The organism is Pseudomyxococcus flavus (assembly GCF_050038885.1).
Classification (GTDB): domain Bacteria; phylum Myxococcota; class Myxococcia; order Myxococcales; family Myxococcaceae; genus Myxococcus; species Myxococcus flavus.
The window spans coordinates 9368584-9384866 of sequence record NZ_CP143624.1 but is presented as its reverse complement, the minus strand read 5'-3'; the positions used below and the strand labels follow the sequence as shown (position 1 = coordinate 9384866).

Here is a 16283-nt window from a genome sequence, read left to right as displayed (position 1 = left end):
CCGGCTGCTCGCTCATACGCACGAGCGGTGTCGGGCTCACGGGCAGCGTGATGCTGGAGCGTCAGCGCGGTGGGCGTGGGCATGGCCTACGCCCTCGATGAACTGGCGTGGACCCGTGCTGCATGGAGGCACTTCCGGCGCCGTGCATGCTCGGTACCATGGGGATTCCCTTCGCCAAGGTGCCTGCCGGCGGCGTGTGGATGGCCGACCCGAGGCGGCCGAGCGAGGCCGCGTTCCTGTCGCCTCCTGAGGCAAGACTTCCGATGCGGTCCGGGGTAATCGACTGGGCATGCGCGACGCACTTCAGATGGAGGACTGGGGCGGCACCGGACCGGTGCTGCACCTGGCCCACGCCAACGGATTTCCACCGGGCTGCTATCGGAAGCTCATCGAGCACCTGAAGCCGCGCTACCACGTGTTCACCTTGCGCACCCGCTGTCTCGTGCCGGGCTCCGACCCGCAGGCGATGCGGACCTGGGATGACATGGCGGATGACCTGATTGATGCGCTCCGTGCGCAGGGCGTGCAGGGAATCGTGGGCGTGGGACACAGCATGGGCGGTGTGGCGACGCTGCTCGCCTCCGCGAAGGCGCCCGCGCTGTTCCGGGCCGTGGTGGCGTTGGACCCGGTGCTGTTCACGGGCGCGCGCGCCTGGGCGCTGCGTGCCTTGACGCTGCTCGGGCTGCGGAGCCGCGTGCCTCCCGCGAGCCTGGCCCGGCGGCGGCGTGAGTCGTGGGGCGCTCGGGAAGAAGCCGCTCGGAGCTACGGCAAGAAGCCGCTGTTCGCGCGCTTCGACCCCGAGTGCTTCCAGGACTACATCACCCATGGGCTCACGGAGTCCCCCGGCGGCGGCTTCCGGCTGACCATCCCCAAGGCCTGGGAGGCGCGCATCTTCGAGACGTCTCCGCGCGACGTCTGGCAGGCCCTGGGCACGGTGAGCGTGCCGACGCTGGTGATTCGCGGCGGCGACTCCGACACGCTGACGAGCGAGGCACTGGAGCGGGCCCGGCTCACCGTGCCTGACAGCCACACCGAGGAACTGCCTGGCACGGGGCACCTCTTTCCATTGGAACAGCCCGAGCTGTGTGCACAGCGCATCCTCACGTTCCTCGACGGTCAGGAATCGATTCGCGACGCGGCACTGGCCGCGCGTTGATGCGCCTGGGCGGGTGGAATGCTCGTCGCGCGGGCCGCCGTCCAGCGGGTCAGTGGGCCTGTCCGCGCGTCGCGTGCTCCGGCGAGGAGAACGTGAACTCGGCGCGGCGGTTCTGGCGGAGCGCCTCCTCCGTGTGGGCGTCCGACAGGGGCCGTTCCTCGCCGTAGGAGATGATGGAGAGCTGCGAGGGCTCCACGCCCAGGTTCCGCAGGTAATCGCGCACCACGGCCGCGCGCCGGTGGCCCAGGGCGATGTTGTACTCGGTGGTGCCCAGCTCGCAGGTGTGGCCGGACACCGTCACCCGCGTCTGTGGACGCTCCCGCAGCGCCGTGGCGAGCTGGGCGAGCATGTCGCGAGACTCGGGGCGCAGCGTGGCCGAGTCGAGCTCGAAGTACACCGGGTCGGCGGACAGTGGGCTCATGCGTCGCAGCGCGTCCTCGTCATCCTCGAGTGATGTTCGAGGCGCCGTCGCCACGGCCTCGGAGCCGCGGTTCCGGTGCGAGTCCGGCAGAGGGGCCGTCACGGAAGAGGTCTTGGGCTTGGAGGCGCAACCAGCCAGACTGACCGCGGCAAGGAGAGACAGGAGGGTTCGGGTCATGCCGCCTGTCATTTCAAGGCCCGTGCCGAGGCTTCGTCCCTCTGAGACGCCCAGGCCGTGACACGTCCACCGTTGCAGCGCGCCCAGCTCAGCGTTGCGGATTGCCTTCCGCGCGCTCCCGCCGGTGGATGGTGGAGACGTCGATGCCCAGCAGCTCGGCCGCCTTCGTCTTGTTGCCCCCGCAGCGAGCAACGGCCCAGGCGATGTACTCCGACTCGAGCTGCCGCAACGGGATGATGTTGCGCTGCGCCGCCACCAGCGGGTGGGACTCGTTGCCGGTATCCGCCGGCAGGTGTGGCCGCAGCTGGGATAGGTCCACGACCTCCGTCGAGCCGAGCACCACCAGTCGCTGCACCAGGTTCTCCAGCTCGCGCACGTTGCCGACCCAGGGCAGCGCGCCCAGCGCGGCGAGCGTCTCCGGCGAGAAGCGCTGCACCACCGAGCGCGGGTTGCGCGCCTTGGCCTGGACGAGGAAGTGCTCGACGAGCGCGGGGATGTCCTCGCGGCGCTCCCGCAAGGGCGGAAGCCGCAGGGTGACGACGTTGAGCCGGTAGAAGAGGTCCGCACGGAAGCGGCCTTCCTTCACCCGGGTCTCCAGGTCCTGATGCGTCGCGGCGACCACCCGCACGTCCACCGTGCGCGAGCCATCCGCGCCCACCGCGCGGACCTCGCCGTCCTCCAGGACGCGCAGCAGCCGGGCCTGGAGCTCGGGCGCCATGTCGCCAATCTCGTCCAGGAACAACGTGCCGCCGTCCGCCTCCACGAAGAGGCCGCGCCGCGCCGTGGTGGCGCCGGTGAAGGCACCCTTCACGTGCCCGAACAGCTCGCTCTCCAGCAAGGCGTGGGGGAGCGCGGTGCAGTTGACGGCGACGAAGGGCCCCGCCTTCCGCGTGCCCTCGAAGTGCAGGGCCCGGGCGACCAGCTCCTTGCCGCTGCCGCTCTCGCCGCGCACCAGCACCGGGGCGCTGGACCAGGCCACCCGCTCGATGAGCGCGTAGAGGTCGCGCATGGCGGCGCTGCTGCCCACCAGGGCGCCCAGGCCTCCGCGGTCGGCGGCCTGCTGCTTGAGGGCGCGGTGCTCGGTGCGCAGGCGGCGCTGCTCCAGCGCGCGCTCCAGGGACAGCCGGACCTCGTCCAGCCGGAAGGGCTTGGTGAAGTAGTGGAACGCGCCGCGCTTCATCGCCTCCACGGCGCTCTCCACGCCGCCAAAGGCCGTCATCATCAGGACGGGCAGCTCCGGGTCGAGCTTGCGCGCGGCGTCCAGTACGTCGAAGCCGTCCACCTCCTGCATGCGCAGGTCGCACAGCACCGCGTCGTAGACACGCGCGCGCAGCTGGGCGATGGCGTCCGCGCCGCCGGTGGCGATGTCGACCTTGTAGCCGTCGTCCGTCAGCGGCTCCTTCAACATCTGCCCCATCTCGACGTGGTCGTCCACGACGAGGACCCTGGCTCTAGACGACATGTCGCTCCTCTCCGGCGGGCGCGGCCACGGGCCAGCGCACGGTGACGCGGGTGCCTCGCTCTGGCGTGCTGTCCAGCTCGATGCGTCCGCCGTGGTTGCGCACGATGTGCGCCACCATCGTCAGGCCCAGCCCGGTGCCCTGGCCGCGCTTCTTGGTGGTGAAAAAGGGGTCGAAGACCTGGTGGACGTGGCGGGGGGAGATGCCGCAGCCGTTGTCCTCCACGTCCACGCGCACCATGTCCCAGGCGCCCGGCGCGTTCTCCACATCCAGGCTCGCGCTCAGCCGGACGCGGCCCCCGGGCTCGCATGCGTCACAGGCGTTGAGCACCAGGTTGATGAGCACCTGCTGGAACTGGTCCGGGTCGGCCGCCACCGCGGGCATCGCATCGGCGACGGCCACCTCCAACTTCAGGCGCCGGCGCTCGGCCTCCATCCACAGGAGCTCCCGGACGCTGTGCACCAGCGGCGCCAGCGCCACCGCCTGTGCGTCCGCGGGCTGGAGCCGCGAGAAGTCGAGGAGCTGGCGCAGCGTCCGGCTCACCCGGTCAATCTGCTCGACGATGGTGCCCAATCCGGCGCCCTGCGGGTGGTCAGGGCCCAGCTTCTCCTGCACGTATTCGGCCCGGCCCCGGACGATGCCCAGCGGCGTGCCAATCTCGTGGGCGATGCCCGCGGCCAGGACGCCCACGGTGGCGAGCTTCTCCGCGCGCAGCAACTGTCCCTCCAGCGCGCGCAGGTTGCTCAGGTCCTCGAGGACGACCAGGGTGTGGACGTCGGCGGAGGGCGGCTCCAGCGGCACCGCGTGGACGTTGTACTGGCCGGGCTCCTCGAAGAGGCAGAGCGGCTCGCCGTGGAGGCTGCGGACCCGGCCGTCGAGCGTGGCGGCGTGGACCAGGTCTTCCAGGCGCTGGATGACGGGGGCCTGGGCGTGGGGGAAGGCCGCGGCCAGCGTCTGGCCCACGGCGTCCGCGGGCATGCGGGCGCTCAGCGCGCGGTTGGCGGCGGAGATGTGCCGGGAGGCGGACAGCGCCAGCACGCCCGTGGGGATGTGGTCGAGAATCTTCTGCGTCTTGTCATGCAGGTGGGCCAGCCGCCGCGCATGCTCCTGGCTCTCCCGCAGGGCCGCCGCCCGGCTGCGCGCGAGCACGACGTACACCCCGAAGGCGATGAGGAACCCGGAGACGAGCACCGCGGCCAGCGACAGGCGCAGGACGAGGCTTCGCTCGTGCGAGCGCAGCACCCGCGTGGACGCCAGCGTCGCCACCGGCCACGCCGCGCCATTCTTGAAGCGGACGGGGCTGAAGGTGGCCACCACCTCCGAGTCGCCCAGGCCGAGCCGGGCGGACTCCTCGCGCTCGATGACGAGCGTGCCCGACTCCCCCGCGCGCATCCGCCGCACCAGCACCGCCAGGCCAGGCGTCAGGTGCCCTTCGGTGGCGAGACGGCCGTACCATTCGGACAGGTGGGGGTGGGTGAGCGCCGTCGGCGTGCCGTGGACGCCCAGCACCAGCAGCCGCGTCTCCGTGTCCGAGGCGAGCAGCTTCAGCGGCGAGAACAGGGGCTCTGCGTCCACCAGCACCACCACCACGCCGCCCCCCTCCGGCGCGTCTTCGGGCAGCGTGGAGGCGAAGGCGCGCAGCCAGCCGGTGCGGGAGCGGGGCAGGGGCGGGGACGAGACGATGTGCCCCGGCTGCTGCCGGGCCTGCTCCACGGTGACGGCGAGGTCCTCCGCGGTGAACTGGTGCGTCATGGCAGCCGCGCTGCGGCGGTCCACCAGCCGCAGTCGCTCGCGGCCATCCGTGTCGAAGACGAGGATGGCCTTGTACTGGCCCACCGCCTCCAGCAGGGCGCGCATCTCCCGCCGGTGCTCCTCGGCGGTGCCCGGCTGGGCGAGCAGCTCGCCGGCGAAGCGCAGGTCCTCCTCCGCGTTCTCCAGGGCGGCGGACACGCCGCGCACGGCCTCCTGCAACTGGGCCTGGCGCTCGCGCGCCATCTGGTCCACCAGCGCCTGCCGGTCCCGCTGCATGAAGTGCAGGACGCTGGCGATGGTGCCGGAGAGCACCAGGCACAGCAGCAGCACGGGCAGGACGGACAGACGCATGAACAAGGGTGCCGGATGCTCCACCCCGGACGGAGGCCGGGGCCTGCCGGACCCTCACGCCGCCTGGCAGCGCTTCAGCCCGGTGGAAGACCGCGCTGGTAGCAACGCCCGTGCCCCTGGCCCGCTCCTCGGTGTGGCGGTGGAACAACTCGGAACACCGCCGCAATCTGCATGGCCGTCGTTGCATCCTGCCAGGGCGGCCAAGCGGATGACGCGCCCCGGCGGCAGCGGGCGGCCAGGAGGGAAGGCGCTCAGCGGCGGGACGCCTGCTGGGTGAGGTGCTGGGACGCCTCACGCACCTTGGCCTGGATGCGGCGGAGGTTCTCGGGCCCCATCCGCAGCAGGTGCTTCTGCGCGGCCGTCAGCGACTCGAGGTTCGGGTCCGCGTAGACGTAGACGGCGCCCCGGGGGACCACTTCCACGTCGCCGTCGATGACGGGCACGGCCAGCACCTGCTCGAAGGCGAGGTGGAGCGTCGCGTCGAAGGTGCTGCCAGGGCGGGCGTTCTCCTTGTGGAGGCGCTCGGCCAGGTGCCGCACCTCCCGGTAGGTGGACACCAGCACGCCCAGGTCGAGCGAGCCCACCACCTTGCCGATGACGTCGTAGCGCGCGTAGCTCTTCTTCTCGATGACGTGCTTGCCGGCCTTGTAGCGCGCCTCGAAGGCGCCGCTCGGGGCGAGGAAGCTCACGACCTCGCGGGGGCTGTCGCCGGAGGCGATGTTTCCGACGACGGTGACGAAGCGGCGCAGCAGGTCCTGCTCGCGCAGCCACGCGGCGAGCTCCGGCAGGCCCGAGGCCCCCGCGAGCCGGGCGCGCATCAGCGCGTCCATCTCCGCCGAGGAGGGCATTCGGGGTTCGGCGCGAGGCGCCAACCCGGGATGGGACGGCTTGGGAATCACCACCTGCGACGGCGGCGGCAGGTCCGACGAGGACTGACGAAGCACCAGCCACGTGCCCAGGCCACCGAACACCAGCACCACCGCCGCCACGCCAACGCCCCAGTGCAGCCGGCGCTGGGGATTCGTCTCCACTTCTTCAGGGTTGCTCATGCGTCCATCCTCCGAGGGATGCGCATGGAATTGCAGGCGCGATGCCAGGGGATGCGCGTGGCCGGACTGCCTCGCACGTCCCTCTGAAGCACGGTCCGTCCTGAGGTCCCGAGGGCACGCCCGCCTGCCCAGCGAGCGTGGCGTACCGCGGGACGCGCCGTGGCGAAGCGCCACGGCGCGCGGAAGGCGGCTACGCGCGGGGCCGGGAGGCGCCCGAGTCGTCGTCCGTGGCGGTGAGGGCGGCCTCGGCCGGGGTCTCCGACCAGCGGATGTGGAACGTGGCCGCGGTGCCGTCGAACTCCTCGGGGATGGACACCACCCGCGCGCCACCGCACAGCTCCACCGCGCGCGCCAGCAGCCCCGCCGCGAAGGTGGGCAGGTCCGCCAGCACGTCGTTCATCCGCAGCTCCAGCGAAGTCGGGCCGCGCTCAACGATTTCGACGACACTGAAGTTGTTACCGGCGCGAAAGCCCATGCCCGAGCGCAGCAGCATCCGGCGCGGGCCGGCCAGCCGGACGACGCCCAGAAGGGCCCGGCCGAAGAAGGTGCCGAAGTACGCGTCCATGAACCGCTCGCCCAGCGAGTAGTAGGCCGCCTCGGCGGGGACGCCGCCGTAGACGTGGCCGGCGGCAATGCGGAGGAACTCCTTCCACTGCTCCAGGGTGTAGGCCCGCTCCAGCTTCTGGTCGAGGTCCAGCCCCGCCCGGCGCAGATGCTCGCGGCACGCAGGGGTGAGCCGGTTCTCGAGGGCGCGAACGAAGAGCGCCTCGACGGTTTGGGTGAACACAAGCTTCTCGGAAGAAGTCATAGAGGCGCCCCGTATACACCGAGCGGGCCGTGGGATGCTTGCCTACTGGTGAAAGTTCGTTCAGTGGAACTGTCCGCGAGTGTCAGAACGGCCTGTGTCACGTACTGGCTGTCTGTACGACATGGGTGCGACATGCGCCCGGTGTGCCTCCCGCTCCATGCCTTCAAGGAGTGCTGCTAATTCGGTTCTATCCCATTTGTGGGCGGCTGCGGAGGGGGCACGCGAAGCCCATTGCACCCGGGCGAGGCGCGCCGCATTGACGGAGTCATGGACACGCGTGCCCCTGGCCCCTCGAAGACGGACCCGTCCTATGACGTGCTCCACCAGCAGCGGACGCGGCTGCCGCTGGACGTGCTCTTCGCGCCGCGCAGCGTGGCCGTCGTGGGGGCCACGGAGCGGCCGGGCAGCGTGGGGCGCACCGTGCTGTGGAACCTCATCAGCAACCCCTTCGGCGGCACCGTCTACCCCGTCAACCCGAAGCGGCCCAACGTGCTGGGTATCAAGGCGTGGCCGTCCCTGGGGGCCCTGCCGGAGCGGGTGGACCTGGCCGTCGTCGTCACGCCCGCGCAGGCGGTGCCCGGCGTCATCCAGGAGTGCGCGGCGCTGGGTATCCGTGGCGCCATCATCCTCTCCGCGGGCTTCAAGGAGATTGGGGAGGAGGGCGTGCGCCTGGAGCAGGACATCCTCCGCATCGCCCAGGCGGCGCAGGTGCGCATCATCGGTCCCAACTGTCTGGGGGTGATGCGGCCCCCCACCGGCTTCAACGCCACGTTCGCCGGGGCCATGGCCCGGCCGGGCAACGTGGCCTTCATCAGCCAGAGCGGCGCGCTGCTCACGTCCATCCTCGACTGGAGCCTGCGGGAGGCGGTGGGCTTCAGCGCCTTCGTGTCCGTGGGCTCGATGCTGGACGTGGGGTGGGGGGACCTCATCGACTTCCTCGCCGACGACCCGATGACGCGCTCCATCCTGCTGTACATGGAGTCCATCGGCGACGCGCGGGCCTTCCTCTCCGCCGCGCGCGAGGTGGCGCTCACCAAGCCCATCATCGTCATCAAGGCGGGGCGCACGGCGCAGGCCGCGCAGGCGGCGGCGTCCCACACGGGCTCGCTGACGGGCAGCGACGAGGTGCTCAGCGCCGCCTTCCGCCGCTCGGGCGTGCTGCGCGTGGACTCCATCGCGGACCTCTTCTACATGGCGGAGACGCTGGCCCGGCAGCCGAGCCCGGCGGGGCGGCGCCTCACCGTGCTCACCAACGCGGGCGGCCCTGGCGTGCTCGCCACGGATGCGCTGGTGACGGGCGGTGGTGAGCTGGCGGTGCTGGGCGAGGACACGCGCAAGGCGCTGGACGCCTTCCTCCCGCCGCAGTGGAGCCACGGCAACCCGGTGGACATCCTGGGCGACGCCGACCCGGAGCGCTACGCGAAGGCGCTGGAGGTCACCAGCCGCGACGAGGCCAGCGACGGCCTGCTCGTCATCCTCACGCCACAGGACATGACGGAGCCCACCCAGACGGCGGACCGGCTGAAACCCTTCGCGAAGCTGCAGGGCAAGCCGGTGCTGGCCAGCTGGATGGGCGGCTCCGAGGTGGCCGCGGGGGAGCGCATCCTCAACGACGCGGGCATCCCCACCTTCGGCTATCCGGACACGGCGGCGCGCATCTTCAATTACATGTGGCGCTACGCCTACAACCTCGCGGGCCTGTACGAGACGCCCTCGCTGGCGCAGCCGGTGGGCACCGCCCGGGACGACGTGCGCCGGTGGGTGGAGGCGGCGCGCGCGGCGGGACGCACGCTGCTGACGGAGTACGAGTCCAAGAGGCTGCTCGCCGCGTATGGCATCCCCACGGTGGAGACGCGGCTGGCGGAGACGGAGGACGCCGCGGTGGCGGAGGCGGCGGCCCTGGGCTTTCCGGTGGTGGTGAAGCTGCACTCGCTCACGGTGACGCACAAGTCGGACGTGGGCGGCGTCCGGTTGAACCTCCAGGACGCGGAGGCGGTGCGCGCGGCCTTCCGGGACATCCGCGCGCGGATGGAGGCACGGGGCCAGGGGAGCGCGTTCAACGGTGTCACGGTGCAGCCCATGGTGCGCCTGGATGGCTACGAGCTCATCGTCGGCAGCAGCGTGGACGCGCAGTTCGGGCCGGTGCTGCTCTTCGGCGCGGGCGGGACGCTGGTGGAGGTGTTCCGGGACAGGGCGCTGGGGCTGCCGCCGCTCAACACGACGCTAGCGCGGCGGATGATGGAGCAGACGCGCATCTACGAGGCACTGAAGGGCGTCCGGGGACGCGCGCCGGTGGATCTGAAAGCGCTGGAGCAGCTCATGGTGCGCTTCAGCCAGCTGGTGGTGGAGCAGCGCTTCGTGAAGGAGGTGGACATCAACCCGCTGCTGGCCTCGCCCGAGCGCCTGCTGGCCCTGGACGCGCGCGTGGTGCTGCACCCGGCATCGGTGACGGAGGCGGAGCTGCCGAAGCTGGCCATCGAGCCGTACCCGAACCAGTACGTGGCGCCCTTCCGGCTGCGCAACGGCGAGGAAGTGCTGCTGCGGCCCATCCGTCCGGAGGACGAGCCCAGGATGGCGGAGTTCCACCGCACGCTGTCGGAGCAGACGGTGTTCCTGCGCTACGCGGGCCTGATGCAGCTGAGCACCCGCGTGGCGCACGAGCGGCTGTCGCGCATCTGCTTCAACGACTACGCGCGGGAGATGGCGCTGGTGGCGGAGCGCAAGGACGGAGAGCTGCTCGGCGTGGGCCGGCTCACGCGGCTGCGCGGGACGCGGGACGCGGAGTTCGCCATCCTCATCAGCGACCCGGTGCAGCGGCAGGGGCTGGGGGCGGAGATGTTGAAGCGACTGGTGGAAATCGGCCGGGCCTGGGGAATGGAGCGCATCGTCGCGGACATCCTCGCGGGCAACCGCGCCATGCAGACCATCAGCCGGAAGCTGGGTTTCTCCATCCTCCAGCACGAGGAGCTGGCGCCGGACATGGTCAAGGCCGTGAAGGTGCTCTGACCCGAGCGTCGCACGCGCTCGGTGCCGGCGGGGCCGCGAGGTCGGGGCCTCTGCGGCGGAGCCCGTCACGCCCGGGGCTTCGAGCACCCCGGGCGGACGGGGGCGCGGCTACGGCTGCTGCGTGTTGTACGCGTTGTAGAGGGTGACCTGGATGTTGGAGGCCTCCTGCAGGTGGTTCTGCACCGTCTTCCGGATGGCCATCAGCTCCTGCTTGAGCGCGGGGTTCTGCACCTGCGGCGCGAGCAGGGCGTCACCCAGCATGGCCGTGCCGGCATGGGCGGCGACCTGGGCATCCATCGTCGACAGGTCGAACGTGGGGCTCTGCACCGCCGCGCCGAGCACGTCGACCGTCTTCTGCGCCGTCATCTGGAGATGCTGCGACACAGGGCTCTCCGCGGGCGCGATGCCCTGGGCCTGGGCCAGCTGCTCCAGGCGCTGGATGACCTCGGTGTGCATGGTGACCATGCGCGCGTTGAAGTCGCGCGCCGTCGGGTCGGTCGCGTGCGCCTGGCCCATCTTGCCCAGCATCACCTCGCCCGCGTTGGCCACCAGCAACACCCCGAGAATCTGGCCGTCGGTCAGCATCAGCCCCGGGGCCGCGGCCGACTGCTGCGGTCCCAGCTCGCCCTCACTCGCGGCGCTCTCCCCACAACCGGCGAACATCATCGCCGCCCCCACCATCGCAATGCCCAACATCGCCCGTGTGACTCGCATGACTGTTTCCCCCTCCATCTGATGTTCAGCGGAAGGTTGGGCAGTTGAAAAGCACACCGCCATGGGCGGAAAGCACGGGGCCTTTGTGTGCGCGGTGACGAATCCGCGCGACGCCGCTCGCTCGTGCCCAGGCAGGCCTTCTGCCCCTGCCCGGGCAAAGCAGGCGTCGACTACTTGAAGTCAGCGGGAGACAGGCCGTGACGGCGCAGCAGCTCGTAGAAGTCCGTGCGGTTGCGGCTGGCCATGCGCGCGGCGGCGGCCACGTTGCCCTTGGAGCGGCGGAGCACCTCGCACAGGTAGCGCCGCTCGAAGCGGTCTCTCGCCTCGCGCAGCGTGGGCAGCTCACCCGACGCGCTCAGCAGGTCAGACTCCCCCTCGCGCGTGGTGTCCGGCACCGTGCGCGCGGAGGTGGGCGGGTCGAGCATGCGGGCCACGTGCTCGGAGCGGACGTCGTCCTCGGGCGCCAGCAGCACCAGCGCCTCCATGGTGTTGACCAGCTCGCGCACGTTGCCCGGCCAGGCGTGCGCCTTCAGCAGCGCCAGGGCATCCGGCGCCAGGCGGGGCATGCGCAAGCCGTTGCGCGCGGCGGCCTGCTCCAGGAACCGCGTGGCCAGAATCGGGATGTCCTCGACGCGCTCCCGCAGCGGCGGCATGACGATGGGTAGCACCGCCAGCCGGTAGTAGAGGTCCTCGCGGAAGCGGCGCTCCTCGACCTCCTCGCGCAGGTCGCGGTTGGTGGCCGCCACCACGCGCACGTCCGCCTCCTCCTCCACCGCGCTGCCCACCCGGGCGAAGCGCCGCTCCTGGAGCACGCGCAGCAGCTTCACCTGGACGCGGGGGGTGGCCTCGCCCACCTCGTCGAGGAAGAGCGTGCCGCCGCGGGCCGCGCCGAAGAGGCCCTCGCGCGTCTGGGTGGCCCCGGTGAAGGCGCCGCGGACATGGCCGAACAGCTCGCTCTCCAGCAGCTCCGGCGGCAGCGCGCCGCAGTTGACGGCGATGAAGGGACCGCTCGCTCGGCGGGACAGGGCGTGGACCTGCCGCGCCGCCAGCTCCTTGCCGGTGCCGGACTCGCCCAGGATGAGCACCGTGGCCTCCGACGGTGCCACGCGTGCGATGCGGTCGCGCACCTCGGCGATGGCGGGGCTGGTCCCCAAGAGCCGCTCGGGCGAGGTGCCCGCGACGATGCGGCGCAGGTCGGCCAGCTCGCGTTGCAGGTCGCTGCGCTCCGTCGCGTGCAGCAGCTTCTGGAAGAGCTCGTGGTCCTGGAAGGGCTTGGTGAGGAAGCCGTATGCGCCGCGCTGCATGGCCTCGACGGCGGTTTCAATGGTGCCGTGCGCGGTGAGGATGACGACGGGCAGATCCGGCGAGCGGGCCCGCATCTGGGCCAGCACCTCCAGCCCGTCAGCCCCCTCCAGCCGGAGGTCGAGCACGACGGCGTCCACTTCTTCCTGGTCCAGCAGTTGCAGACCGCGCGCCGCGGTGAGGGCGGTGGTGACGCGCATCCCACGCGCCTCCAGCCGCAGCGAGATGAGCTCGCAGAGCTCCGCGTCGTCGTCCACCACCAGCACATGTCCGCCACGGGCGCGCGTCATGCGTCGCTCCTCCTGGCCGTCGGTTCCGTCGTCGAGGCTGGTACGCCCAGCCCCAGCGGGAGCACCAGCGCGAAGCGCGCGCCGGGGTTCGCGTTCTCCAGCAGCAACACATCTCCTCCGAGTGCCCGCATCATCCGCTGCGCCAGCGGCAGCCCCAGCCCGAGGCCGTCCGCGTTGGCGGCCCCCACCGCGCGGGTGAAGAAGGGCTCGAAGACGCGCGGGCGTGCGTCCTCGGGGACCCCCGGGCCTTCGTCCCGCACCTCCACCCGGGCCCACGTCCCGGGCTTCCCGTCCGGGCCGTGGGGAGAGAGCGTGCGGGTGATGTAGACGCGCTGGCCGGGGGCCGATACGCGCACGGCGTTGGTCATCAAGCTCACCAGCGAGCGCTCCACCAGGGCGGCGTCGAGCGAGGCGGGAGGCGTGGTGCCCTCGGCGATGACCACCAGCTCCGTGCCTTTCTCCTGCGCCAGCTCGGACACCTCTTCCACGGCGCGCTCGATGAGGTCATCCAGCCTGCACCCTTCGTCCCGGCGCACCGTCTTTCCGGCCTGCACGCGCGTCAGGTCCAACAGCGCGGTGACGAGTCGAATCTCCCGCTCGCAGGCCACGCGCGCCAGCTCCACCACGCGCCGCTGCTGCGCCGTCAAGGGGCCCGCGGTCCCATCCGCCAGCAGGCCAATGGCCGTCCGCAGCCGCGCCAGCGGGGTGCGCAGGTCATGCGACGCCGACGCCACGAAGGCGTCCTTGAGCTGGTCCAGCTCCGACAGCCGGCCCCGCATCCGGTCCAGGTCCGCCCAGAGGGCGCGAATCTCGCTGGGGCCGGTGACGGCGGGAAGGGGCGCGAAGTTGCCGTCACCCACCCGGTGCGCCAGCGCGGAGAGCTGACCCAGCGGCCGCGTCACCCCTTGCGCCACCCACCGCGCCACGGCCCAGGCGGCGACCACCGCCATCGCACCCAGGATGAGCCCCACCGCGATGGCGGACGAGCCGATGTCGCGGGCCCGCTCCTCCCGCTGCCGGATGGCGGAGTGGAGCGCGAGCGTGGTGTTGATCCACGCGTCGGTGAGCTGCTCCGCCAGGAAGAGGCGCTCGTTGCGCAGGGGGCCGTTCTGGAGCCGCTCGCAGGTGTTACCCGCGAGGATGTGCCGTGCGTAGGTTCGATAACCTTCGGCGGCGCGCAGGAGCAGCGGTTGGGTCGATGCTCCGTAGCGCGTGAGGAGCGCGTCCAGGTGGGTGAGCCGTTCCCTCAGCTTGTCCGCGGCGGCCGGCACCTCCTGGGCGCTGTGCTCACAAGCAAACAGTCCCTGGCGCGCGGCCACCTCGACACCCCAGGCGGCCTGGTGCACGGCCTCTTCCTTGATGATTCCACCGAGCTGTTCTTCGCGGACCTCGGTGAGCAGCGACGTCATCCGGACGATGGCCACCACCGAGAAAGCGGCTGCTCCCAGCAGAGCTGCTGTCAGGAGCGCGTGGGAGATGAGCAGGCGGTGAGCGAGTCGCATGGGCCGGAGGCAGAACGCACGTGGGGGCGCGCTCGTTCCGGAAGACACCTCTACTGAGGTTGCGGACCGCGCGCAGCAATTTCGAGCGAATGTTGCGCTGGTGGATGGTTCGTGTCGGCGCGAACAGACAGGTGTCGGGACACCAACGACGAAGGGGCGTCGGCATGGGCCGACAGGTGAATCAGGCTTCAGAGGGGAAAGGGCGTCGGCACGTTCCATGAAACCAGCCCGGGCATGGTCGAGACACCTACGCTCAAGACGCATCAGGGATGGACCGAGCGCCCCAAGCGGTTGTGGGCGGAGTGGAAGCAGATGGCGTCTCCGCGGACGCTTCCCGGTGACGCGGGTGCCGCGCTGACGGTGGCGTGTGTTGCTCTGCCGCTGAACCTGGCGCTGGCGGTCGCCTCCGGCCTTCCTCCGGAAGTGGGGCTGGTGAGTGGCGCGGTCGCCGGCGTGATAGCGGCGTTGCTTGGCGGCGCCAGGCTGGGCGTCACGGGACCGGAGGCCGCGCTGGTGCCCACCGTGCTGCTCATCGCCACGAAGCACGGCGTGGCGGGCGTGGTGGTGGCCACGTTGATGTGCGGCGCGCTCCAGGTGGTGCTCGGGGTCGCGCGCGCGGGGCGGCTGGCGCAATGGATGCCTTCCGAGGTGACGCGCGGCTTTACCGCCGGCATCGGTCTGCTGCTGCTGGATGGACAGATTCCCCGGCTGCTCGGCGCAGTGACGGAAGGCACGGCCTCCGCGCGCGCGCTCGTCCAGCCGGCAGCCTGGCCCACCTGGTCCGTGCACTGGGCGTCCCTGGCGGTGGGGGCCCTGGTGGTGGCCTGCATGCTGGCGCTGCCCAAGCTCCACCGCTCCATTCCCGCCGTGCTGGTGGGGCTCGTGCTGGCGACGGTGGCGTCGATGCTGGGCGGGCTCTCCGAAGGGCTGGCTCGCGTGGGCGCGCTGCCCAGCGGACTGCCCGCGCCCGTGATGCCTTCCTTCGCGGGGCTGGACCTCCAGGCGCTCCTGCCGGATGTGCTGGCGCTGACGGTGCTGGCGTCACTGGGCTCGCTGCTCGCCGCGCGGGCGCTGGACCAGCTGCCCGGCCTGACGGACCACCGCACCGACGGCGACCAGGAGCTGGCGGCCCAGGGCATCGCGAACCTGGCCTCGGCGATGTTCGGCGGCATGCCGGTGATGGGGGCCATCGTCCGCTCCTCTGTATCGGTGCAGGCGGGCGGGCGCACGCGCGCTGCTTCCGTGCTGCATGCGGTGATGCTGCTCGCGGCCTGCATCCTCGCCGGCTCGCTGGTGGCCCGGATTCCCATGGCCGCCCTGGCCGCCATCCTGGTGGTCGTGGGAACGCGGCTCCTGGACCTCCGCGGCCTGCGGGCGCTGTGGACGGAGAACGCGGGCAAGGCCGCGGTGTCCGTCGCCACCGCGCTGCTCATCGCGTCCATCGGCTTCCTGCCGGGGCTGGCCGCGGGTGTGCTCATCTCGCTGGCGCGGAGCTTCTTCTCGCCGCCGAAGGCCAACGTGCGCAGCCTCCTGCTCCGCACCGATGGCCGCCCGCTGTTCCGCAGCCTCGGCGCGGATGGCGGGGACCCCGACGCGCGGCCTCCGGTGCAGGTCCTTCGGGTTCGCGGTGACCTGGATGTCCGCTCGTGCGCGAACCTGAGCGCCGCGCTCCAGGGGCCGCCCTGGCCGCGTCACCTCGTGCTGGACCTGTCCGACGTGAAGTACATGGACGCCGCGGGTCTGCGCACCATCCGCGAGCTGTCGGATGTGCTGGCCGTGCGCGGCGGGCGGGTGCTCGTGGCCGGCGCCCGCGGCGGCGTCGCGGCGATGCTGCGGGAAGCGGGAACGTGGACGGGTGCCGGTCCTCACGCGCTCATGGCCTCAATGGACGAGGTCCTGGAGAACATCCAGCAGGAGAGCGCGCGAGAGTCGGCGGCCACGCAGGCGCCTCAGGCGACCTGAGCCCCGGCGGCGCCGTCCGCGCAGTTTCGAGTCGTGCTCAGAGGCCCATGTCCCGTTCGTCGGGGGATGGGCCTCCGTGCGTTGGCGCTGGTGCGCAGCGGGGCCCGGGCCCACCAGCATCGTCTGGGGGTGAAGCGCCCGCGTGGTCGCGAGCTTCAGGGACCGGCGCCGTCGTAGGCCGAACTTCCGCGGGTTCCAACACCGTCTCTTTCGCCACCGCCCGAACTGCTTTCGCCTCGCCCGAGGTTCGTGGCACCGCCGGCCGGACTCCCACCGCCGACAACGCCACTGCTTGGGCCATCTCTTCCTCCGCCATGGCCCGAGGAGCCGCCG

At 71.6% G+C, this 16283-nt stretch carries 11 protein-coding genes; 3 read left to right on the top strand and 8 right to left on the bottom strand.

The annotated features are described in order from the left end of the window. Nucleotides 1-289 precede the first annotated feature (289 nt). A complete protein-coding gene (locus VZL07_RS38665; RefSeq protein WP_426753000.1) occupies nucleotides 290-1156 on the top strand; it encodes an alpha/beta fold hydrolase in 867 nt (288 codons plus the stop codon). Between the two features lie 49 nt (nucleotides 1157-1205). Here VZL07_RS38665 and VZL07_RS38660 read toward each other — a convergent pair whose 3' ends face one another. The 5 genes from VZL07_RS38660 to VZL07_RS38640 form a co-directional block, all read right to left on the bottom strand. Beyond that, nucleotides 1206-1577, bottom strand: coding sequence for an OmpA family protein (locus tag VZL07_RS38660; RefSeq protein WP_426752999.1), 372 nt, complete (start codon nucleotides 1575-1577; stop codon nucleotides 1206-1208). 265 nt (nucleotides 1578-1842) lie between these two features. Next, nucleotides 1843-3216: a sigma-54-dependent transcriptional regulator gene (locus tag VZL07_RS38655; protein WP_426752998.1), complete on the bottom strand. Its 1374-nt coding sequence runs from the start codon at nucleotides 3214-3216 to the stop codon at nucleotides 1843-1845. Further along, nucleotides 3206-5317, bottom strand: a complete 2112-nt coding sequence (locus tag VZL07_RS38650; RefSeq protein ID WP_426752997.1) for a two-component system sensor histidine kinase NtrB — start codon at nucleotides 5315-5317, stop codon at nucleotides 3206-3208. The genes VZL07_RS38655 and VZL07_RS38650 overlap by 11 nt, the downstream gene beginning before the upstream one ends. Before the next feature lie 251 nt (nucleotides 5318-5568). Beyond that, nucleotides 5569-6366 (bottom strand): DUF3014 domain-containing protein, encoded by a 798-nt coding sequence (locus VZL07_RS38645; protein WP_426752996.1) that lies wholly within the window; start codon nucleotides 6364-6366, stop codon nucleotides 5569-5571. A gap of 190 nt (nucleotides 6367-6556) precedes the next feature. Next, entirely contained in the window at nucleotides 6557-7174 is a 618-nt protein-coding gene (locus VZL07_RS38640) for a DUF2378 family protein (protein WP_426752995.1), read from the bottom strand. Between the two features lie 267 nt (nucleotides 7175-7441). Here VZL07_RS38640 and VZL07_RS38635 point away from each other — a divergent pair, with 267 nt between their 5' ends. Next, a complete protein-coding gene (locus VZL07_RS38635; protein WP_426752994.1) occupies nucleotides 7442-10180 on the top strand; it encodes a bifunctional acetate--CoA ligase family protein/GNAT family N-acetyltransferase in 2739 nt (912 codons plus the stop codon). 108 nt (nucleotides 10181-10288) lie between these two features. Here the strand turns inward: VZL07_RS38635 and VZL07_RS38630 are convergent, their stop codons facing one another. From VZL07_RS38630 to VZL07_RS38620, 3 genes are all read right to left on the bottom strand, one after another. After that, a complete protein-coding gene (locus VZL07_RS38630; protein ID WP_426752992.1) occupies nucleotides 10289-10894 on the bottom strand; it encodes a DUF4142 domain-containing protein in 606 nt (201 codons plus the stop codon). Between the two features lie 170 nt (nucleotides 10895-11064). Then, on the bottom strand, nucleotides 11065-12486 hold the full coding sequence (locus VZL07_RS38625) for a sigma-54-dependent transcriptional regulator (protein ID WP_426752991.1): 1422 nt from the start codon (nucleotides 12484-12486) through the stop codon (nucleotides 11065-11067). Further along, nucleotides 12483-13988 carry a HAMP domain-containing sensor histidine kinase gene (locus VZL07_RS38620; protein WP_426752990.1) on the bottom strand — a complete coding sequence of 502 codons (1506 nt, stop codon included), beginning with the start codon at nucleotides 13986-13988 and terminating at the stop codon, nucleotides 12483-12485. The genes VZL07_RS38625 and VZL07_RS38620 overlap by 4 nt, the downstream gene beginning before the upstream one ends. Before the next feature lie 234 nt (nucleotides 13989-14222). Here VZL07_RS38620 and VZL07_RS38615 point away from each other — a divergent pair, with 234 nt between their 5' ends. Further along, entirely contained in the window at nucleotides 14223-15950 is a 1728-nt protein-coding gene (locus tag VZL07_RS38615; protein ID WP_426752989.1) for a SulP family inorganic anion transporter, read from the top strand. Nucleotides 15951-16283: the final 333 nt, after the last annotated feature.